The following is a 21184-nucleotide window of genomic DNA, read 5'->3' as shown; positions in this document are numbered from 1 at the left end:
ACTCCTCATCCTGAGGAGCGGCGCGCTCTTCGCGCCGCGTCTCGAAGGATAGAGGCCCGGATGGTGGTCTCATGGTTCGAGGCGGCGCTTTCCGCGCCTCCTCACCATGAGGGCTTTCTCTTACGCCCCGATCGCGATTTTCGGCTCGGCGTCCGCGTTGGCGGCCATCTCGCGCAGCGCGCGCCGGTACTCGACCGGCATCACCTTGCGGAATTTGGGCAGCCATTCCTTCCAATTGGCAAGGATGTCGGCGGCGCGCTTGGAGCCGGTGGCTTTCGCATGGCGCGAGATCAAGACGTGCAGCCGCTCGACGTCGGAGGCGAGCAGGTTGTTGAACACGTCGACCCGGCCGTGCGCCTCGAGGTCACCGGAATGGTGATAGGTGCCGGCGTTGATCAGCTCCTCCGACAGCACCGGCTCGAGCTCGACCATCGCCATGTTGCACAGCCTGTCGAAATCGCCGGTCTCGTCGACCACGTAGGCGATGCCGCCGGACATGCCGGCCGCGAAGTTGCGCCCGGTCTTGCCGAGCACGACCACGATGCCGCCGGTCATGTATTCGCAGCAATGATCGCCGGCGCCCTCGACCACGGCGACCGCGCCGGAATTGCGCACGGCAAAGCGTTCGCCGGCGATGCCGCGGAAATAGCACTCGCCCTCGATCGCGCCGTACATCACGGTGTTGCCGACGATGATGCTTTCTTCCGGCACGATGGCGGAGTTCTTCGGCGGCTTGACGATGATCTTGCCGCCCGAGAGACCCTTGCCGACATAGTCGTTGCCTTCACCTTCGAGCTCGAAGGTGACGCCGTGGGCGAGCCAGGCGCCGAAAGCCTGGCCTGCGGTGCCCTTGAGGCTGACATGGATGGTGTCGTGCGGCAGGCCGGCATGGCCGTAGATCTTGGCGACCGCACCGGACAGCATCGCGCCCGCGGAGCGGTTGGTGCTGTTGATCGTGGCCTCGATCTTCACCGGCGCGCCGCGGTCGAGCGCAGGCGTTGCCTTCTCGATCAGCGAGCGGTCGAGCACCGCCTCCAGATGATGGTTCTGGCGCTCGGAGTGATAGATCTTCTGGCCCTTCTCTTCCTTCTGCTTGACGAACAGCTTGGAGAAATCGAGGCCCTTGGCCTTCCAGTGCGCGACCAGCTTGGTCTGGTCGAGCAGCTGAACTTGGCCGACCATCTCGTTGAAGGTGCGGAAGCCGAGCGAAGCCATGATCTCGCGCACTTCCTCCGCAACGAAGAAGAAGTAGTTGATCACGTGCTCGGGCTGGCCGGTGAAACGCTTGCGCAGGACGGGGTCCTGGGTCGCGACGCCGACCGGGCAGGTGTTGAGATGACACTTGCGCATCATGATGCAGCCGGCCGCGATCAACGGGGCGGTGGCGAAGCCGAACTCGTCGGCGCCCAGCAATGCGCCGATCACAACGTCACGGCCGGTGCGGAAGCCGCCGTCGACCTGGACCACGATGCGGCTGCGCAGCCGCTCGCGCACCAGGGTCTGGTGGGTTTCGGCTAGCCCAATCTCCCAGGGCGAGCCGGCATGCTTGATCGAGGTCAGGGGCGAAGCACCAGTGCCGCCTTCGAAGCCGGCGATGGTGACATGGTCGGCGCGCGCCTTGGCAACGCCCGCGGCGACCGTGCCGACGCCGATCTCGGAGACGAGCTTGACCGAGACGTCGCCCGTCGGGTTGACGTTCTTGAGATCGTAGATGAGCTGCGCCAGATCCTCGATCGAGTAGATGTCGTGGTGCGGCGGCGGCGAGATCAGGCCGACGCCCGGCGTCGAGTGCCGGACCTTGGCGATGGTCGCATCGACCTTGTGGCCGGGCAGCTGACCGCCTTCGCCGGGCTTGGCGCCCTGCGCCATCTTGATCTGCATCATGTCGGAGTTGACGAGATACTCCGTGGTGACGCCGAAGCGGCCCGAGGCGACCTGCTTGATCGCCGAACGCATGGAATCGCCGTTCGGCATCGGCTTGAAGCGGTCGGCTTCCTCGCCGCCTTCGCCGGTGTTCGACTTGCCGCCGATCCGGTTCATGGCGATGGCGAGCGTGGTGTGCGCCTCGCGCGAGATCGAGCCGAAGCTCATCGCACCCGTGGCGAAGCGCCTGACGATGTCCTTGGCGGGCTCGACCTGGTCGACCGGGATCGGCTTGCGCTTCTCTTCGTCGGCGTTCTTGATCCGGAACAGGCCGCGCAGCGTCAGCAGACGCTCCGACTGCTCGTTGAGGATCTTTGCGAAGGCGCGATAGCGCTCCTGCGAATTGCCGCGCGCGGCGTGCTGCAGCAGCGACACCGATTCGGCGGTCCAGGCATGGTCCTCGCCGCGGCTGCGATAGGCGTATTCGCCGCCGACGTCGAGCGCGGTCTTGTAGACCTGCGCCTCGCCGAACGCGTCGGCATGACGGCGCACCGCCTCCTCGGCGATCTCGCCAAGGCCGACGCCCTCGACGCGGGTATGCGTGCCCGCGAAGAACTTTGCGACGAAGTCCGCCTTGAGGCCGACCGCGTCAAAAATCTGCGCGCCGCAATAGGACTGGTAGGTCGAGATGCCCATCTTGGACATCACCTTCAAAAGGCCCTTGCCGATCGACTTGATGTAGCGCTTGACGATCTCGTAATCGTCGAGCGAGCCGGGCAGGCGGTCCTTCATCGCGACGATGGTTTCGAACGCGAGATAGGGATTGATCGCCTCCGCGCCGTAGCCGGCCAGGCAGGCGAAGTGATGTACTTCGCGCGGCTCGCCGGATTCGACGACGAGACCGACCGAGGTACGCAGTCCGACGCGGATCAGATGATGATGCACGGCGGCGCAGGCCAGCAGTGCCGGAATCGGCACCCGGTCGGTGCCGACCATGCGGTCGGACAGGATGATGATGTTGACGCCCTCGCGCACCGCGCTTTCGGCGCGCGCGCAGAGCTCGTCGAGCACCTGGTCCATGCCTGCCGCGCCGAGACCGGCGTGGAAGGTGGTGTCCAGCGTGCGCGACTTGAAGTGCGACTCGGCAACATCCGAGATCGAGCGGATCTTTTCGAGATCCGCGTCGGTCAGGATCGGCTGGCGCGCTTCGAGGCGCTTGGTGGTGGCAAGCCCCTGCAGATCGAACAGGTTGGGCCGCGGTCCGATGATGGAGACGAGGCTCATCACCAGCTCCTCGCGGATCGGGTCGATCGGCGGGTTGGTGACCTGCGCAAAGTTCTGCTTGAAGTAGGTGAACAGCGGTTTGGACTTGTCCGACAGCGCCGAGATCGGCGTGTCGTTGCCCATCGAGCCCGCGGCTTCCTCGCCCGTAGCCGCCATCGGCGTCATCAGGATCGCGATGTCTTCCTGGCTGTAGCCGAACGCCTGCTGGCGATCGAGCAGCGACAAATTGGAGCGCACGCCGGTGGTCGGAACCTTCGGCAGCTCCTCCAGCACGATCTGGGTCCGCTCCAGCCACTCCTTGTAGGGATGGCTCCTGGCGAGCTCGGCCTTGATCTCGTCGTCCGGGATCAGGCGGCCCTGTTCGAGGTCGACCAGCAGCATCTTGCCGGGCTGCAGGCGCCACTTGGTGATGATCTGGTCCTCGGGGATCGTCAGCACGCCCATCTCGGACGCCATCACGATGCGGTCGTCCTTGGTGACGAGATAGCGTGCGGGCCTGAGGCCATTGCGGTCGAGCGTGGCGCCGATCTGGCGACCGTCGGTGAAGGCGATCGCGGCGGGGCCGTCCCACGGCTCCATCAGCGCGGCATGATATTCGTAGAAGGCGCGGCGCTTCTCATCCATCAGCGGATTGCCGGCCCACGCCTCCGGAATCATCATCATGACGGCGTGCGGCAGCGAGTAGCCGCCCTGCACCAGGAATTCGAGCGCGTTGTCGAAGCAGGCGGTGTCCGACTGGCCTTCGTAGGAGATCGGCCAGAGCCGATTGATGTCCTTGCCGTAGAGCTCGGAGCTCACTGAAGCCTGGCGCGCCGCCATCCAGTTGGTGTTGCCGCGCAGCGTGTTGATCTCGCCGTTATGCGCGATCATGCGATAGGGATGCGCCAGCGACCAGGCCGGGAAGGTGTTGGTCGAGAAGCGCTGATGCACCAGCGCGAGCGCGCTCTCGAAATCTGTCTCGTGCAGGTCGGGATAGTACTTGCCGAGCTGGTCGGCGAGGAACATGCCCTTGTAGATCACGGTGCGGCAGGACATCGAGCAGGGGTAATAGCCTGCGAGCCCGCGGTCGCGGCGCTGGTAGATCGCCTGCGAGATCGACTTGCGCAGGATGTAGAGCCGACGCTCGAACTCGTCCTCGGTCTTGGCGGTGCCGTTGCGGCCGATGAACACCTGCATGCAGGCGGGCTCGGTCGGCTTCACGGTGACGCCGAGCGAGGAATTATCGGTCGGCACGTCGCGCCAGCCGAGCAGGGTCAGGCCCTCCTCCTTGATCTGGTCGGCGATGATGCTCTTGATGACGTTGCGCCATGCGGTGTCGCGCGGCATGAACAGCGCGCCGATGGCGTATTCGCCGGGCGCCGGCAGCGCGAAGCCGAGCTCCTTCGCCTTGCGGCTGAAGAAGGCGTGCGGGATCTGCACCAGGATGCCGGCGCCGTCACCGGCGCGCGGGTCGGCGCCGACGGCACCGCGATGCTCGAGATTGCACAGGATGCTCAGCGCGTCCGCGACGATCTCGTGCGACTTCTTGCCCTTGATATTGGCGATGAAGCCGACGCCGCAGGAATCCTTTTCCAGGCTCGGATCGTAGAGGCCAACGGCTGGCGGGCGCGAATTGTGTTCCTGAATCGGATCGGTCGTTTTCGAGGCGACCGTCGCCGACAGCTCTTCTGCCACGATGTTTGCGCGCTCGAATTGCGACCCGTTCATTGTTCCAATCCTCTCCATGCGGCAAGCTGCCTCACCGCCATCATCGGCGCACCTTGGGCGTTCCGCGGCACCCGCCTCTGGGTCACCGCTCGTCCGCTAGCGAGCCGCATTTTCTTAAATTCAGGCCAAGGCGTTCTTCGTCCCCGAGAACGGCTTTGCCCGTTGCCTTATGGTGCTCGAAAGCACCCGCTTTCGTTGAAATTCCAATGCCGGAACCGCAAGCAAAATTGAGACAGTCTTCCTGTCCTAACCATCACCTTGCCAAATTTTTGTCTAGCACACAAGCGTGCGGAAGTCCCGATTCCCGATATGTCAATCAATCGCTTTCCGAAAGTTGCGCGGCCCCGGTTTTGAAGCAAACGCGCCCCGATCCGGCCCTGTGGGCGCCGAAATCCCAAATGAAGCTTCGGATCAACCCTTCGAAAGGCGCGCCACGCCGCAAGAAGCGAAAGAGCGCGAGGCATTCGGGGGCCTGACAGGAGCGTGTCGACGATGAAGTTTTTCACAGGATGTGTGGCTGCCGCCACGCTGGCGCTCGCCATGAGCGCCGGGCATGGGCAGGTTTTGGCGCAAGTTCCCGCGAACGGTATTGCGAGAGGGGCGATCATCCCGGCGTCGGATTTCGACGGACCCTATGCGCCCCCCGAAGCCGCCCCGCCACCGCCGCCGCGTTACGGCCAAGGCTACGGTTACGGCTATGGTTACGAAGAGCGCGGTCCGGCGTTGTTGCCGTCGACCGAGGTCTACGCGGTCTTGCGTGAAAACGGCTTCTCGCCGCTCGGCATCCCGCGCCTGCGCGGCAGCGTCTACACCATCGCGGTGATCGACCGTCGCGGTGACGACGGCCGGCTCGTGATCGACGCCCGCGACGGGCGGATCATCCGTTTCATGCCAGCCGCCGACGCCTACGGCATGGCGCCCGCCTATGACGAGCGCGCGTCCTCGCCTTACGGTCCGCAAAGCGCGCTGCCGCCGCCGACCGTGATCCGCAGCGGCCCGCCGCGGCCGCCGGCCGCGATCCCGCATGTGACGAGCCGCGCCGTGCCGCTGCCCAAGGCCGCCCCGCGACGCGGCGAGACGCCGGTCGCCGCCGCCAAGCCGGCGGAGCCGGTGGCGCAGCAGGCTCAGGCGCCGCAGGCCCAAGCCCCGCAGCAGACCGCTGCCGCGCAGGCGAGGCCTGCCGAGGCCGCGCCACAAGCCATTGCGCCAACCGTCGGCCAGGCCAAGCCGGCCCCAACGATTCTGCCGACGCAGGAGATGCCTGCCGCGCAGGGGCTGGATTAGCACCGCGAGTTTGACGCGATCGCGCCGGCCGCACCCACGCCGTCGTCCCTGCGAACGCAGGGACCCATACCGCGTGATCTATCGGTGCGGATGAGGTGCGAGTACCGGACCACTGGCCTTCGCCAAACTGCTCCCTGGGGTTATGGGTCCTCGCGTTCGCGGGGACGACATCCGGGAGACTGAGCAAAACAAAAAGCGCCCGAGGATCTCGGGCGCTTTTGCGTTGTCGCGGTGAAGCCTCAGCTCCGCGGATACCCCGCCGCTTCCAGGATCAAATTCGTGACCTCCTTCGGATGCGACACCAGCGAGAGATGGCCGGCATCGAGCTCGATCGTGGTTGCGTTCATGCGCTTGGCGAGGAAGCGCTCGAGATCGGGATTGATGGTGTAATCGTTCTTCGACACCGCGTACCAGCTCGGCTTCGAATGCCACGCAGCTTCCGTGGTGCGGCCGGCGAAGATCGACGCCGCGGTCGGCCATTGCACGGCGTAGAGCTCTTTGGCCTGTTCGGGCTTCACGCCGTTGGCGAAGTACTTCAGGAAGGCCTCTTCTGAAAGCTTGGTGTAGCCGTCGCGCTCGACGATGCCGGCACGCACCGGGCCGGTCGGAAACTGCTTCGACAGTGCGACGAAATCCTCGTTCGCATCCGGCGCACGGGCGGCGACATAGACGAGCCCGGTTACTTTCGGATCGGTGCCGACCTGGCTGATCACGGTGCCGCCCCAGGAATGCGCGACCAGCACCGTCGGACCATCCTGCTCGGCCAGCGCGCGCTTGGTCGCCTCGACCGAGTCCGCAAGCGACGACAGCGGATTCTGCACCGCGGTCACGTGCAGGCCTGCGGCCTGGAGGATCGGGATCACCTCCGACCAGCTCGAGCCGTCGGCCCAGGCACCGTGCACCAGCACGACGTTTTTCGCCTTCACCGTTTGCGGCGTCTGCGCATGAGCAAGGCTGAGGGGAGCCGCCAGAAGGCTCGCGGCGACAAAAAGGCTGCGCCAGAGTGACATGATCTTTCTCCGTCTTGTTTTGGGTTCGATCTCGAAAGGACGGCACGTGGAGCGTCGGCGTTACGCGCGGTCACCAAGCTGTGACAAGCGTCTGGTCGGGGAGCATCGCGATTGCGCAATCGATGCAGCTATCTCTGGTTTCCCGCGCCTGAACCGGACCAGACTTAGAATGACGACCCGAACCTGTATTTCCATTTCGACCGAAAACAAAAGCCGCGGACTGAGCACGCAAAAAACGCCCCGGGGCACCGGGGCGTTTTCGCAACCTGGAAGTGGCCTATTGCTTAGGCAGCGACCGAGTTCTCGATCACCTGCGCCTTGGGTGCGCTGGTGTTGATCGCGATCTGGCGCGGCTTCTTCGCCTCGGGAATCTCACGGACGAGGTCGACGTGAAGCAGCCCGTTCTCGAGCGAGGCGTCCTTCACCTGCACGAAGTCGGCGAGCTGGAAGGCGCGCTCGAAGGCACGCGCGGCGATGCCGCGGTAGAGCACTTCGGACTTGCTGTTCTCGTTGGCGACTTTCTCGCCCTTGATCGTCAGCGTGTTTTCCTTCGCGACGATGGAGAGCTCATCCCTGGCGAAGCCCGAGACCGCAACGGTGATGCGGTAGGCGTTCTCGCCGGTACGCTCGATGTTGTAGGGGGGATAACCGGGGCTGCCGTCCGAGCTGGCCTGGTCGAGCAGGCTGAAGAGGCGGTCGAAGCCGACGGTGGAACGATAGAAGGGGGTGAGATCATAGCTACGCATGGTCAAGTCCTCCATTGAGCGACTGTTGGGTAACCCGCCCGCCAATCGGGCCGGGCTTTAGTCTGTGTGCAGCCTGATGTTCCGGTTCCGAAACACTGGTAGCGGCCTGCACGAAGATGATATGGGTGGAACGAGACGGCGTTCAAGAGGGCGGCAATCAGCGCCTTTTCGGCGCTCCCGCCCCTTGATTTGCAGCACTTCGCGCCCAAGCACTTCCAATCATGACGCTGGTCTCGATCCCGTCCAATCCCGTCCCCGAAGACGTCGTCAGCGGTACCATCAAGACGCCCGATGGTGCCGAGCTGCGCTTTGCGCGCTGGGCGCCGCCGGCGAACCGCAAGGGCACCGTCTGCGTCTTCACCGGACGCAGCGAGCAGATCGAGAAATATTTCGAGACCGTGCGCGATTTGCGCGACCGCGGCTTTGCCGTGGCGATGATCGATTGGCGCGGGCAGGGCCATTCCTCGCGCCGCCTGCGCGACCCGCGCAAGGGCTATGTGCGCGATTTCTCCGATTTCGAGGTCGACGTGGAGGCCTTCGTGCAGCAGGTCGTGCTGCCGGACTGCCCGCCGCCCTTCTTCGCGCTGGCCCACTCCATGGGCGGCACGGTGATGCTGCGGGTGGCGCATGCGGGCAAGCGCTGGTTCGATCGCATGGTGCTGTCGGCACCGATGATCGACCTGCCCGGCCGCACCACCTCGCTTCCGGTGCGTGCGCTGCTCAAGACCATGCGCCTGCTCGGGCAGGGCGGCCGTTATGTCCCCGGCGGCAGTGACCGTCTCACCGGGCTCGATCCCTTCATCAACAATCCCGTGACCAGCGATCCGGTGCGCTATGCGCGCAATGCCGCGATCCTGGAGGAGGACCCGACGCTCGGGCTGGCATCACCGACCGTGGCCTGGGCCGACACCGCCTTCCGCGCCATGAACACCTTCAAGGGCAAGAACTACCCCTCGCAGATCCGCCAGCCGATCCTGATGCTGGCGGCCTCCAACGATGCCGTGGTCTCGACCGCGGCGATCGAGGAGTTCGCCTATCATCTGCGCGCCGGCTCCCATCTCGTGATCGCCGGCGCCAAGCACGAGATCCTCCAGGAGCAGGACCGCTACCGCTCCCAGTTCTGGGCCGCCTTCGACGCCTTCGTGCCGGGCACGCCGTTGTTTAAGTGAGGAGACCTTCTCCCTCGCCCCGCTCATGTCCGCCCAAGCCTTGGCGAAGGCGGATGCGGGGACGCGACGAGCTTCGCTCGCGCTGAGAGGGTCGGGGTGAGGGGAGTCTCCGCGGGGGCGGTGAGAGTTGGATTCGCGGAGAGTCCCCCTCACCCGAATTCGATCTGCAATCGAATTCGACCTCTCCCCGCAAGCGGGGAGAGGTGAAGATCATCTACAGCGTCTTCAGATACTCGATCAGGTCGTAGCGCTCGTTATCGTCCTTGAACATGCGGCCGATGACGCCGTCGCGTTTCGGTTCGCCTTCCTTGCGCTCGAAGGAATGGCCGAGCACGCTGTTACCCTGGACCGGGTCCTTCTCCGACCCCGCCGAGAACTGCGTTTCGCCCGTCTTGCACGTCTCATCCGCGGTCACCGCAAAGCCGACGGTGACGGGATCATAGTCGCGGCGGCCCATGCAGAATTTGGTTGGGCGCTCGTTCGCCGGCTTCAGCAACCAATACAGCGAAGGCACCGAACCGTTGTGCAGGTAAGGCGCCGTTGCCCAGATGCCGTTCAATGGCCGCGCGCGATAGCGCGGGTCGGGCGCCGGATTGAGACAATTCTTGCGCGCGAGATTCCACAATTTCGCCCGTTCGGCCTCCGGGACCTTCTCGTCGTCCATCCATTTGCGGGCGACGAGATCGACCACCGTCATGAGCCCGAGCGCATAGACCATCTCATTGGGCGATTTGCTCGCGGTCGGGATGTCGCATTGCCACCATTTCTGGAGGTCGGCCGTATTCACCTTCAGGAAGCCGGGCACATCGACGATCCTGTTGCTGAGAACAAGGGATTGTTCGGGATCCGTCTTGATCTCCTTGAGGGGAATCGTGACCGCGTTCAGGACCTTGCTGTCGCCGCTCGCCTCCCAATGAGTCGAGGACCAGAAAGCCTTGGTGTTGACGGCCGGCAGGTGACATCCGGAACACATCTCGGCGTAGATCTTGCGGCCGTTCTCGACCTTGGCCTGATCGATCCTCCATGCATCGCCGAGGATCTGCGAGGGCCATTGCGGCGCCAGCAGGCCGCCGAATTTCGGATCGGCAGAGGGATCGGCCGGCTTGAACGGATCGGGGCCTCTCAGCATGTCCTCGATCCAGCCGAGTGTCCTGATGTTCACTGAGGACCGCCACAGCCGGTCCTCCGGATAGGCATCGGACAGGTTGAGCAGCGCAGTCACGCCGAGCGCTTCACCGGCATTTCGGATCAACGGCTGCTCGATCGATGCGTCGTACTGGGCGAATTTGAACCAGGGCACGGTCCAGATCGCGGGGTAGCTGACCGGCGCGTCCTGGGCATGCAGGTTCTTCTCGAAGCCCTTGACCCCGCTCAGCGCGAGATCCTGTGAGAAGACCTGGTTGCCGATGCGATTGAGAGCGTCGAGGCGGCCGAACCCTTCCTCCGTGTCCTGCTGCTGCCTGCCGTTCCAGGTCTTCTTGCTTTCAACCGTCTTTTGCTGGGTTTTCGCCCGGTCGATCAGGAACGTGCCGATCGCGTTGAGCTTCTGCTTGAGTGCGGCGCGGTCAGTCTTGCTGGCATCGGGGCCGAGCACGCGATCGGCAAAGCGCTGGAAGCGGAACGGGACATACAGGGTGTAGGCGATCGACAGGCCGGTCGAGAGCTCCAGCTTCTTCAGGTCGGTCATGGCCGGGCCGCCGTCGAAGCGCACGTCCACGCCCTGGTAATGGATCTGGCCGGTGTGGCAGGCCGCGCAGGTCAGCCCGATCTTATCTTCCTCGCGACGGCCGGTCGCGGGATCGACGACGCCGGTCATCCGCGCGAAACCGACCGGCAGGCCGTCGACGTTCTCCACCGGCGTCCATCTGGTCGACCAGTCCGGCACCTGCGTCGTCTCGTAGACATTGGCGTAACCGAAGCGGCGCAACGTCGTCGTGTCGGTCTGGATCGATTGCGGGCTCGGGATGAAGCCGAAGCCTTCGAGGTAGGCGCTGTCCTTCATCATGCCGGGCTTCGAGAACAGATGAAGGCGTGGCTGCTCCAGCGCCATGAACCATTCATAGGGCACGGGGAAGGTCGCGGTGCCCTGGCTGGCATGGTGGAACCAGTGCCGGTCCTTCAGCGACCAGTTTTGCTCGAGCCAGAAGGCGGCCTTCGTCTCCGGGACCGCAGGCAAGGGCGGCGGCAGGAGATTTACGAGAATTCCCTTCTGCGGCAGCATGGCGCGAACCTGATTGGGGAATTCGGCCACCGCGACAAGAGCAACGAGGCCGACGGCGATCAGCAAGGCCGCAAGCTTGAGGGCGCCCCGCACCACGCGCTGGCAGGTCGATAGCACCGGCGGGACCAGTCGCTGGTTGATGCGCGCGGGGAATTGGCGCTCGTTGAACAGCGTGCGCACGTCGGCAACGCTGAGATAGCGATCCTCGCCCGTGCCCTTGCCGATGATCTTCAGGAGGATCGGCCATTCGAACTTCATCAGCAGCGGGTAGTACCAGCGCGCGGCGCTGCCGGCGCGCTTGAGGTTGTCGCGCATGAAGATTTCGATTTCCGAGGCGTTGAGGCCCAGCTCGGAGCCGCCATTCGGATCGGTGTAAGTCCGGCCGAAACTCGCGAACCGAGCGATCTCGTCGTCGTTGACCTTGCCGTCGACGCCGAGGATGCGCGAGCCGGCACCGCGTTTGTCCAGCGGGCCCCCGCGCAGCGCATCGAGCTGCGCGCCCGAAAAGATGCTCTTGAGGATGTGACCGAGACCATTGGCGATGAGCGCCACGCCGCGGACCTGGAGCTGGGCAGACGCCTTCTTCAGCCCGGTCTCGCCGGTCGCGTTCGCGATCGTCTCCGACAGCTTGCCGAGCGGGACGGTGCCGCCCTCGACGAAGCCCTCGCCGACGAGGCCGCGCAGGAATGGGCAGGGATTGTTCGGCGAGACCTGGACCGAGGGATCGAACGGCGGCTTCGAAGCGGGGTCATGCATGGCCCAAAATCCTGAAAACAGCGAATCGTGAAATGAGGCGCCGATCAAGCGCGGAAAGTCCTAACAAACCGACATCAGATTATACTACTTCAGCGTGTGGCGAAGTGTGGCCGAATTCACTGTCCTGTCAACAAGCAGGCGGTTCTGGCCAAAGACCAAAGGGAACGGCTGCGGGAGACCGCGGTCTGCCGGTCAGGACTCGGCGACGCGTTTGACGTCGCTCTGAACCAGGGTCAGCTTGCCGAGCGGCACGCCGGCCTTCAGCAGCCCCTCGCGATAATGGGCGAGATCCTCGGGCCGCTTCCAGTGGAAGTTGCGCAAATGACGATCGACATTGAGGGTCGGGTAGTTGCCCATCAGCACGCCCGTCGCCTCGCTCGCCTCGGCGCTCCGGCCCAATTGTGCCAGGGCCGCGGCGCGGATCGCCAGCGCCTGCATGTGGTTGGGGTTGATGTAGAGCTGCTCGCGCGCCCATGACAGGGTCGCGTCATATTGGCGCAACAGATAATGGCTGAAGGCGTTCAGTGCCGCCCATTGGTAGCGCGGGTCGCTGTTGTCGCGCTGCGCGGCCATCGAGAACAGCTCGATCGCCTCCCGGTGCTCGCCGATGACGAAATGGCAGATGCCGAGCACGCCGCGCGCGCCCATGTCGTAGGGATTGAGCGCGACCGCGCGCTTGGCCGCGTCCATCGCCGCCTCATAATGCCCTTCCATGGCGTGCGCCCAGGACAGGATCGAGAATGCAAAGGACGAGCGCGGGTCGAGCCGGACGCTGGTTTCGGCGAGGTTCATCGCCTCGGCCCACATCTCTCGCGTGCCCTTGACCCAGCCGAACTGGATGCTCTGGATCTGGATCGTGGCGAGATAGGCGTGCGCGATCGACAGTTTGGGATCGACCCTGATGGCCTCCCGGAACAGATCGACGGCGGTGGCCAGGTCCTCCTTGGTCTGCCGGTAGTAATGCGACAGCCCCTTGAGGAAGCGGTCCCAGGCGGTGACGTCGGTCGAGAGTCGCGCGGGCGCCGAGGCTTCGGCACGGACGATCTCGGTGGCGATGGCGGCGGACAGATTGGTCGTGATCTCGTCCTGCATCGCGAAGAAGTCGCCGATGTCGCGGTCGTAACGGCCGGTCCAGAGCTGCTCGCCGGTCTCCGGCGCGATCAGCTCGGCGGTGACGCGGATCTTGGCTCCGGCGCGCCGCACCGAGCCCTGGATCAAATAGGTGGCGTCGATCTCGCGCGCGATCAGGCGGGTGCTGGTGTTCCTGCCCTTGAAGGCGAAAGTCGAGTTGCGGCTCAGCACGCGATAGAAGGATTGCAGCGACAGCGCGTGGATCAGATCCTCGGTGAGGCCGTCGGAGAAATATTCGTCCTGGGCATCGCTGAGATTGGCGAAGGGCAGCACGCCGACGATCGCGGTGCGGTATTGTTGCGAGAGGGCGGACGCCTCGCGGAGCTCGGGCGCGAGCGCCGGCGCACCCTCGGGTGTCCAGGTCCAGACCCCGACCGCATCCTTGATGTTCTTGAAGCGATGATTGCCGGCATCGACCAGCGGCACGCTGAGATGCTTGCTCGCCTCCTTGTAGGCCTTGGCCGAGATCGCAAAGCCGCCGGGGCTCGCCACCGATTCCAGGCGGACGGCAATGTTGACATCGTCACCGAATACCTCGTCCTCATCGGCGATGACGTCGCCCATGTGGATGCCGAGGCGGAACTGCATGGCGCGGTCGGCCGGCAGATGGTGGTTGCGCTCCGCCATCAGCGTCTGCATCGCGATCGCGGCCTCGGTGGCGCCGACGATCGAGGGGAACTCCAGCAGGAAGCCGTCGCCGGTGTTCTTCACGACGCGGCCGCCGTGATTGAGGATGATCGGGTGGATCGCGCTGCGATGGGCCTTGAAGGCGGCATGGGTGCCGGCCTCGTCGCTGCCCATCATGCGCGAATAGCCGGCGACATCGGCGCAGACGATGGCGGCCAGACGTCTTTCCATATCCCGGAAGCTCCAAGGGATCGATAAGTGATCGTGAAGGGACCTGGGACTGGCCACAGCGTGGCAAGTCGGCTCGAATCCCGCATTTCAAGAACCTCGCCTTTATAAAGCAGATGTGGCCGAGCGGAAGCATGATCCGCATTGCAAATTCGAGGTAAATCCCACGCAATCCCGGCGGTGGACGGCGGCGGCCGAACCGACTAAGCGGAATTGCGACGCACGAACGGGCGGCAGGGGCACCTTTTGCATGCTGGGCATTCACGAAATCGGGCTCTTCATCCTCTCGGGCGTGCTGCTCAACATCACGCCGGGGCCTGATTCCGTCTACGTCATCGGTCGCAGCATGCAGATGGGCTGGCGGGGCGGCGCCGCGGCCGCATTCGGCATCAGTTGCGGCTGTTTTGTCCATGTCGCGGCCGCCGCGATCGGCCTTTCGGCCCTGCTGATGGCCTCGTCGACCGCCTTTTCGATCCTGAAACTGGTCGGCGCGGCCTATCTCGTGTTCACCGGGATTCAGATGCTGTGGTCGCGTCCTGTGCTGGCGGCGGCGATCGACGAGCCGGTGCGAAGCTCGCTGCGGCGGGTGTTCCTCCAAGGGGTCTTCACTAACGCGCTCAATCCCAAGGTCGCGCTGTTCTTCCTGGCCTTCCTGCCGCAATTCGTTGCGGCCGATTCACCGCACAAGCCGCTCGCCTTCCTGACGCTCGGCCTGATCTTCATCTCTACAGGGACGCTGTGGTGCTTGGTGCTGGCCGCGTTCGCGGCCAAAGCCGCCCACCGGCTGCGAGAATCCGAAGGTGCGATCGCCTGGGTCAACCGCGCGCTCGGCGGCCTCTTCATCTATCTCGGCATCCGCGTCGCCATGCTGGAGACGCGGTAGCTCGTTCGAACGGATGAGGGAAGCTGCGCAGGGTGGGCAAAGGCGCACTTGCGCCGTGCCCGCCACCCTCTCTCGATCACAAAAAATGCGTGGGCACGCTTCGCTTTGCCCACCCTACGGTCTGCCCTAGCCGAATTCCTTCGCCACCGCGCTGCCGGCGAGATAAAGGCCGAGCAGGATCATCGCGATCAGGAACCAGCGGCGGAACGCTTCCGCCGGCATTCGCGCCCGCACCGACTGTCCCACGAACATGCCGGCAAAAGCCATGGCCATACCCACCGCGCCCGGCACGACATTGGCTGGCGTCACCAGGCCAACGGCGGTGAGGTTGAAGGCGAGCGCCAGCGTCGCTGTCGTGAAGAACACGCCGAGCGCCTGCACCAGCTCGTCCTTCTCCATGCCGATCGCCTGCATGAACGGCATCGAGGGGATCACCTGCACGCCGGTCGAGGCCGAGATCACGCCGGTGACGACACCGACCACGCCGCCCACCCATTTCTCGTTTTGCTGCGCGACGCGGAACTGGAATTTGTTCAGGCCGATCACGGCGTAGATGACGAGCAGGACGCCCAGCACGATCGTGCCGTAGCGCGCATGCGGGCCGGTCAGCGCGCCGGCATTGAGCCAGCATCCGATCACGGTGCCGATCATCAGCGGCCACAGCCGCTTCAGGATGTCGCGCAGATAAGGGCCGACGAAGGTCTGCCAGATGTTGGTGACGATGGCGGGCACGATGACGATGGCGATCGCGCGGCTGGGCGTCATGCTCACCGCGAGCAGGCCCATGGACACGGTCGGCAGGCCGAGCCCGACCACGCCCTTGACGAATCCGGCGACCAGGAAGACGGCGGCGATGACAATGAGAAGCGGGTCGATCATGCCTGCACATTGACCGAAGCCGCGCCGACGCACAATCTGGAGGTTACGGAGCAAGCCTTCGTTGGAGACGAAGGCTGACGCATGATCCGGACCCGCAGGGCCGCGTCAGCGCAAAGTGCGCAGCGGTTTTCCGTCAAGATCGTGCTCCAACAACAAGAAAGAGACCTGCCATGCGTTTCGACCTCGTCGACCTCCAGCTGTTCATCGCGGTCGCCGACCAGCGCAGCATCACCCGCGGTGCGGAGCGGTCGCATCTGGCCCTGGCCTCGGCCAGCGCGCGCATCAAGGGGCTCGAGGACGCGCTCGGGGTCGCGCTGCTCAAGCGCGGACGGCGCGGCGTCGAGCTGACCGCGGCGGGCGAAAGCCTGCTCGACCATGCGCGGCTGGTCATCCACCAGATCGACGCCATGCGCGGCGATCTCGCCGGCTTTGCCTCTGGCGTGCGCGCCAGTGTGCATTTCCTCGCCAACACCTCCGGCCTGTCCGAGCATCTGCCGAAGGCGCTGGCCGGCTTTCTGCGCGAGCATCGCGACATCGCCGTCGACATCGAGGAGCGCGAGAGCACCGACATCGCAGCCGCGATCACCGCAGGCGCGGCCGATCTCGGCTTCGCCGCCGAGCACGCGCTGCCCGATCATATCGAGCGCTTTGTGTTCAGCGAGGACCGCCTGGCGCTGGTGACCTCGCGCCGCGGCCCGTTCGCCGGCCGCCGCCAGATCGATTTCCAGGAGGCGGGGGCGTGCGAGTTCGTCGGGCTGACCAGCGCCACTGCGCTTCAGATGCATATTTCGAAGCACGCGGCGCGGCTTGGCATGCGCCCGCATTTCCGCGCACGCCTGCGCGATTTCGACGCGATCTGCCAGATGGTCGCCGCCGATGTCGGCGTGGCCCTCGTGCCCGAATCCGCCGCCCGCCGCTGCGCCAAGCTGATGCCGCTCGCCATCGTCCGCCTGCGCGATGCCTTCGCCAACCGCCGCCTCGTGATCTGCGCGCGCAGCTTCAAGGCGCTGCCACGGCCGGCCAAGATGCTGGTGGAGCATTTAAGGGCAGAGACGGTGTGAGCAGTGCCGTCGCGATCGAGGAGCGACGTCCTGACAGACCGCGCCTAGTGCCTGTTCGATTTCTGCCATTCTCCAGGTCGACCGGTGGCCGCTTCGGATCGATCTGGTCTTTCTCCGGATTGCTCAATTCCCCGCTAGATATCCGTTTCCGCGCCGACGCCTTGGGAAGCATGCTGCTGTTGGTCGGCTACAGCATGTCCGCCCCCAACATACGTCTGCTCCTGCACCGGCAGATTTGAGACGATTCCGGCCACCGCCAGGACCGGCCGAAATCCTTTGTATTTGTCGCGCAGCGCAATCCTGTGCAGGAAGCCGTCTTGGCCAACTGGGACATCACCACCATTGCGCCGATGGATGGCGTGACCGCCTCCCGCGATCAAGGCTGCCGTGATCGCGCCCGCCGATGAACCGGCCACCCAATCGATCCGCGGTGCCAGATCAGTCAGGGCTTCGAATGCCCCGCCATGATAGGCACCTAGGCCCAGGCCGCCGGAAAAGACCACGGCCGTCAGGGATCGCTCCGGGTCCATGGCACGGCTCGCCTTGGCGGAGGTTACTTACCGGTATTCCCTGTAACGGCGTGCCTGGGCATAGCGCGGGTTGATGCCGCAATAGGCGTGCGTGCCCGAGGCGGTCGCCATGCATTGAGCGTAACTGGCAAACTGGCAATTGCCCGGATAGCCCCAGGTCCGGCCCTGGAGGCCGTAGCGATCCTGCGCAACTGCCGAGGTCGAACAGCCAAGGCACGCCATGAACGACAGAGTGGCGGCAGCTATCAGCAAACGACGCTTCATGGAAATCTCCAATTTCGACATTGAAACGCGGCCAGTGAGGCGGCGTTCCAAATGGGCTCGGCACGCCTGGGGTCGCGGCACATCGGGTTCGGCGAGGTCGGCCGCCAGCGGCCCGTCAGCCGGCCCTACTTCGCCGTCTCCACGCCGGCGTCCTTGATCACCTTGGCCCATTTCGCGGTCTCGTCCGCGATGAACTGCCGGAAGTGCTCCGGCTCGTCGCCGACCAGCGTCGCGCCCTGGGCGGCGAGCTTTCCCTTCACCGCCGGATCCGCCATCGCCTTGGTGGCGAGGCCATGCAGCGCCGTGACGATCTCCTTCGGCGTGCCCTTCGGTGCGACCATGCCGTACCAGTTCTCGATGTGGAGGCCGGCAAAACCCGCTTCCGCGGTGGTCGGCACATCGGGCGCGGTCGGCGCCCGCGCGGCCGAGCCGACCGCAATGGGACGCAGCGCGCCGGCCTTGACCTGCGGCAGCAGCACGGGGAGATCGAGAAACGTCATCTGCACCTGCTGGCCCAAGAGATCGTTCACGGCGGGAGCTGCGCCGCGATAGGGCACGTGGACGATGTCGATCTTCGCCGTCAGCTTGAACAGCTCGCCAGCGAGGTGTGGCAGGCTGCCAGCGCCGGAGGAGGCGAAGTTGAGCTTTCCCGGCTGCGCCTTGGCGAGCGCGATCAATTCGCCGATGTCCTTGGCGGGCACGTTGGTGGCGACCACGAGCATTTCCGGCACGGTCGCAACCAGCGTCACCGGGGTAAGGTCGCTCAAGGTGTCGTAGGCGACTTTCTCCATGCTCGGGCTGATCGCGAGCGCGCCGGCTGAGGAGATCGCGATGGTGTAGCCGTCGGGCGGGGCCTTGGAGACCGCATCGGTGCCGAGCACGCCGCCCTGGCCGCCGCGATTGTCGATCAGCACCGGCTGCCCTGACAGCTCCGACATGCGCTGGCCGATCACCCGCGCGATGATGTCGTTGGGCCCGCCGGCCGGGAACGGCACGATCAACTTGATCGGCTTCGTCGGAAAGTTCTGCGCGGACGCCAGCGTCGGCAGCAGCAGCAATAATCCAAGAAGAAGCCTGCGTGAGATGGTCATGCAAGCCTCCGCTCGCGTTTGTTATTGGTTGAGCAGCTTCAGTGCTTCTTCGTGAACCCTGGCATCCCCGGCCGCGACGATGCGGCCGCCGCCCTGGGCCGGCTCGCCTTCCCAGGTGGTGACGACGCCGCCGGCGCCGGTCACGATCGGGATCAGCGCTGCGATGTCGTAAGGCTTCAGCTCGGTCTCGACCACGAGATCGACGTGGCCGGCCGCCAGCATGCAATAGGAGTAGCAGTCGCCGCCATAGCGCGACAGACGCGCGCCCTGCTCGATACGGCTGAAAATGGCGCGGTCGCGGTCGTTCATCAGAAGCGGGCTGGTGGTGTAGGTCGTGGCTTCCGAAAGTGAGGCGCAGCGGCGGACCTGGAGCCGGCGCTCGCCGGACGGGCCCTTGTAGTTGGCCGAACCGTTGTCGCCGGAGAAGCGCTCGCCGATGAAGGGCTGGTGCATCATGCCGTAGACCGGCGCGCCCTTGTGCAGCAGTGCGATCAGCGTTCCCCAGATCGGAAAGCCGCCGATGAAGGATTTGGTGCCGTCGATGGGGTCGAGCACCCAGACATAGTCGGCGTCCTCGCGCTCGTTGCCGAATTCCTCGCCGACGATACCGTGCTGGGGGAAGTTGGCCTTGATCAGCCGGCGCATCACCGCCTCAGCGGCGCGATCGGCCTCCGTGACGGGGTCGAAATCCTTGGTCTTGCTCTTGTCGTCGATCGACAGCGAGGTGCGGAAGAACGGCAGGATAGTTTCGCCGGAGGCGGTGGCGAGCCGTCCGATGAAGGCGGAGAAGTCGATCACCGTCACAGGCCAAATCCTCAAAGCGAAAGTTGGATGGAGCTTCCTCCTGCCTAGCTCAATTCGCCTCCCTCGTGCAGCGCTGTCTTGATCTTGCACCCTGGTATTTTGGATGCCGAAGGCGGCTGCCTCATTCAAGTCATCTGCTGGCCAAATATCGATCACGGAGTTGAAAACTTAGTTCCGAATATGCCTTGTTCGTATGCAAATGACTATCAACCCATTGAATTTCCTTATCAAAGAAACTGAATCTGGGTTTCCATAGAAGCAATTGAGCCATGTGCGTACTGCATGGGAAACGGCTCGAAAGCCCTTGCACTTTGTGCGTCGCGGTCGCATATTGTTGCGGTGCGGTAGCTCTTGGCGTTACCGCTGCCCTCCTTGGGCGTTTCCTCCCTAGACTTGGGCCGCTTGCGTCATTCGCGAGCGGCCCTTTTTTCTTTGCGGCTCTGTTTTCGTTTCAACGTGCGCCTCGAAAGCAAAGCGAAGGCGCGCTCGCGCCAATCACAGGCAATACGATCTGACGAAGGAAGGCCGGCGCCTATTCCGCCGCGGCCTGGAACGGGCCGAGATCGCCGAAGGGAATCGTGGTCGCGAGCACGTCGGCGAGAACGCCGAAGTCGGATGCCACTTGCGCAAAGCGCGCACTCCGCTCGCGCCGCCGCTCGTCCATGTAGATCGCGCGGTTGAGCTCGAGCTGCACCGCGTGCAGGCCACTCGCGGGATTGCCGTAATGCTCGGTGATGAAGCCGCCGGCATAGGGCTTGTTGCGGCCGATCGAATAGCCGAGGCCGGTCATGGTCTCCTCGACCCGGTCGGGCAGAAGCGGGGTGCAGCTCGTGCCGTAGCGGTCGCCGATCACGACGTCGGGCCGGCGCGGCTCGTCGCGGGACACGCCGACCGACGGCATCGAATGGCAGTCCACCAGCACCACGGTGCCGAACATCTGGTGCACCTTGTTGATCAGCCGGCGCAGCGCGCGGTGGTAGGGCTTGTACAGCGTCTCGATCCGCCCCAGCGCATCGTCGACCAGGATGCGGTCGCGGTAGATCTCCTGGCCGTCGCCGACCACGCGCGGAATGGTGCCGAGGCCACCGGCGACCCGCATCGAGCGGGTATTGGCAAAGCTCGGCAGCCGTCCGCTGAACATGCGGGGATCGAGCTCATAGGGCTCGCGGTTGACGTCGACATAGGAGCGGGGAAAGTTGACCCGCACGGTCGGAAAGCCGCGCTCGCTCAAATGGCCGATCAGCTCGTCCATGAAGGAATCTTCGGACCGCCGCAGCGTCGGCAGGTCGATCCTGGACGCCGCGAGGAATTCGTCCGGATAGGTCGAGCCGGAATGGGGCGAGTTGAAGATGACAGGCGCGCGCCATTGCGCGGGCTCAACGATCTCGAAGGCTGGCGACACCTCGCCGTCAAACCGGGTCATCTTCTCAGGCTTCGTCCCTTAGCGGCAGGATCCGGGCCCCGGATCGAATTGATTCGGCCGATCGATGCGGCTCTTATGTGTCGTCATTGTCCGGAATCGCAACCATTCTGCCAAGCGAAAAGATGTGATTGGCGCTGGAACATGTCTTAACCGTGTGGGCAGGGAAGCGGGGATGCGCCGGGGGCTCGATTGATTCGAGCAGCATTCCGGTTCACAAGGAGCC

At 64.7% G+C, this 21184-nt stretch carries 14 protein-coding genes and 2 pseudogenes; 5 read left to right on the top strand and 11 right to left on the bottom strand.

What is annotated here, in order from left to right; translation table 11 throughout:
* Positions 1-120 precede the first annotated feature (120 nt).
* Positions 121-4854: a glutamate synthase large subunit gene (gltB, locus tag GGD61_RS06880; RefSeq protein ID WP_183230452.1), complete on the bottom strand. Its 4734-nt coding sequence runs from the start codon at positions 4852-4854 to the stop codon at positions 121-123.
* Positions 4855-5346: 492 nt separating this feature from the next.
* Between gltB and GGD61_RS06875 the strand changes: the two genes are divergently transcribed.
* Entirely contained in the window at positions 5347-6138 is a 792-nt protein-coding gene (locus GGD61_RS06875) for a hypothetical protein (protein WP_092255499.1), read from the top strand.
* A 239-nt stretch (positions 6139-6377) separates the two neighbouring features.
* On the opposite strand, the gene GGD61_RS06870 is transcribed toward GGD61_RS06875, so the two are convergent.
* Positions 6378-7148: an alpha/beta fold hydrolase gene (locus GGD61_RS06870; RefSeq protein ID WP_092255496.1), complete on the bottom strand. Its 771-nt coding sequence runs from the start codon at positions 7146-7148 to the stop codon at positions 6378-6380.
* A gap of 284 nt (positions 7149-7432) precedes the next feature.
* Positions 7433-7894 carry an Hsp20 family protein gene (locus tag GGD61_RS06865; protein ID WP_026201620.1) on the bottom strand — a complete coding sequence of 154 codons (462 nt, stop codon included), beginning with the start codon at positions 7892-7894 and terminating at the stop codon, positions 7433-7435.
* 221 nt (positions 7895-8115) lie between these two features.
* On the opposite strand from GGD61_RS06865, the gene GGD61_RS06860 reads away from it, so the two are divergent.
* Positions 8116-9063, top strand: a complete 948-nt coding sequence (locus GGD61_RS06860) for an alpha/beta fold hydrolase (protein ID WP_028140009.1) — start codon at positions 8116-8118, stop codon at positions 9061-9063.
* 214 nt (positions 9064-9277) lie between these two features.
* Here the strand turns inward: GGD61_RS06860 and GGD61_RS06855 are convergent, their stop codons facing one another.
* Positions 9278-12040, bottom strand: coding sequence for a di-heme-cytochrome C peroxidase (locus tag GGD61_RS06855; protein ID WP_183230451.1), 2763 nt, complete (start codon positions 12038-12040; stop codon positions 9278-9280).
* A gap of 192 nt (positions 12041-12232) precedes the next feature.
* A complete protein-coding gene (locus GGD61_RS06850; RefSeq protein WP_177237068.1) occupies positions 12233-14029 on the bottom strand; it encodes an adenylate/guanylate cyclase domain-containing protein in 1797 nt (598 codons plus the stop codon).
* Between the two features lie 247 nt (positions 14030-14276).
* Between GGD61_RS06850 and GGD61_RS06845 the strand changes: the two genes are divergently transcribed.
* Positions 14277-14909 (top strand): LysE family translocator, encoded by a 633-nt coding sequence (locus tag GGD61_RS06845; protein WP_092255486.1) that lies wholly within the window; start codon positions 14277-14279, stop codon positions 14907-14909.
* A 126-nt stretch (positions 14910-15035) separates the two neighbouring features.
* Here GGD61_RS06845 and GGD61_RS06840 read toward each other — a convergent pair whose 3' ends face one another.
* Positions 15036-15788, bottom strand: a complete 753-nt coding sequence (locus GGD61_RS06840) for a sulfite exporter TauE/SafE family protein (RefSeq protein WP_092255483.1) — start codon at positions 15786-15788, stop codon at positions 15036-15038.
* Between the two features lie 170 nt (positions 15789-15958).
* Here GGD61_RS06840 and GGD61_RS06835 point away from each other — a divergent pair, with 170 nt between their 5' ends.
* Together GGD61_RS06835 and GGD61_RS40385 are read left to right on the top strand one after the other, a co-directional pair.
* Positions 15959-16849, top strand: coding sequence for a LysR substrate-binding domain-containing protein (locus GGD61_RS06835; RefSeq protein ID WP_092255480.1), 891 nt, complete (start codon positions 15959-15961; stop codon positions 16847-16849).
* Positions 16850-16974: 125 nt separating this feature from the next.
* A pseudogene (locus tag GGD61_RS40385) lies at positions 16975-17256 on the top strand (SIR2 family protein); the annotation flags it as partial.
* Between the two features lie 18 nt (positions 17257-17274).
* Here the strand turns inward: GGD61_RS40385 and GGD61_RS40380 are convergent.
* The 5 genes and pseudogenes from GGD61_RS40380 to GGD61_RS06810 all read right to left on the bottom strand — a co-directional run.
* Positions 17275-17379: pseudogene (locus GGD61_RS40380) on the bottom strand (hypothetical protein); the annotation flags it as partial.
* Positions 17380-17406: 27 nt separating this feature from the next.
* Positions 17407-17643: a DUF3551 domain-containing protein gene (locus tag GGD61_RS06825; protein ID WP_183230450.1), complete on the bottom strand. Its 237-nt coding sequence runs from the start codon at positions 17641-17643 to the stop codon at positions 17407-17409.
* Positions 17644-17768: 125 nt separating this feature from the next.
* Positions 17769-18734, bottom strand: coding sequence for a tripartite tricarboxylate transporter substrate binding protein (locus tag GGD61_RS06820; protein WP_092255473.1), 966 nt, complete (start codon positions 18732-18734; stop codon positions 17769-17771).
* A 21-nt stretch (positions 18735-18755) separates the two neighbouring features.
* Positions 18756-19538, bottom strand: a complete 783-nt coding sequence (gene hisN, locus GGD61_RS06815; protein WP_183230449.1) for a histidinol-phosphatase — start codon at positions 19536-19538, stop codon at positions 18756-18758.
* 532 nt (positions 19539-20070) lie between these two features.
* On the bottom strand, positions 20071-20961 hold the full coding sequence (locus GGD61_RS06810; RefSeq protein WP_018316156.1) for an N-formylglutamate amidohydrolase: 891 nt from the start codon (positions 20959-20961) through the stop codon (positions 20071-20073).
* Positions 20962-21184: the final 223 nt, after the last annotated feature.

The organism is Bradyrhizobium sp. SBR1B (genome assembly GCF_014198205.1).
Lineage (GTDB): Bacteria > Pseudomonadota > Alphaproteobacteria > Rhizobiales > Xanthobacteraceae > Bradyrhizobium.
The sequence above is the reverse complement of the archived record's forward strand: the minus strand, read 5'-3'. Positions and strand labels throughout refer to the sequence as shown.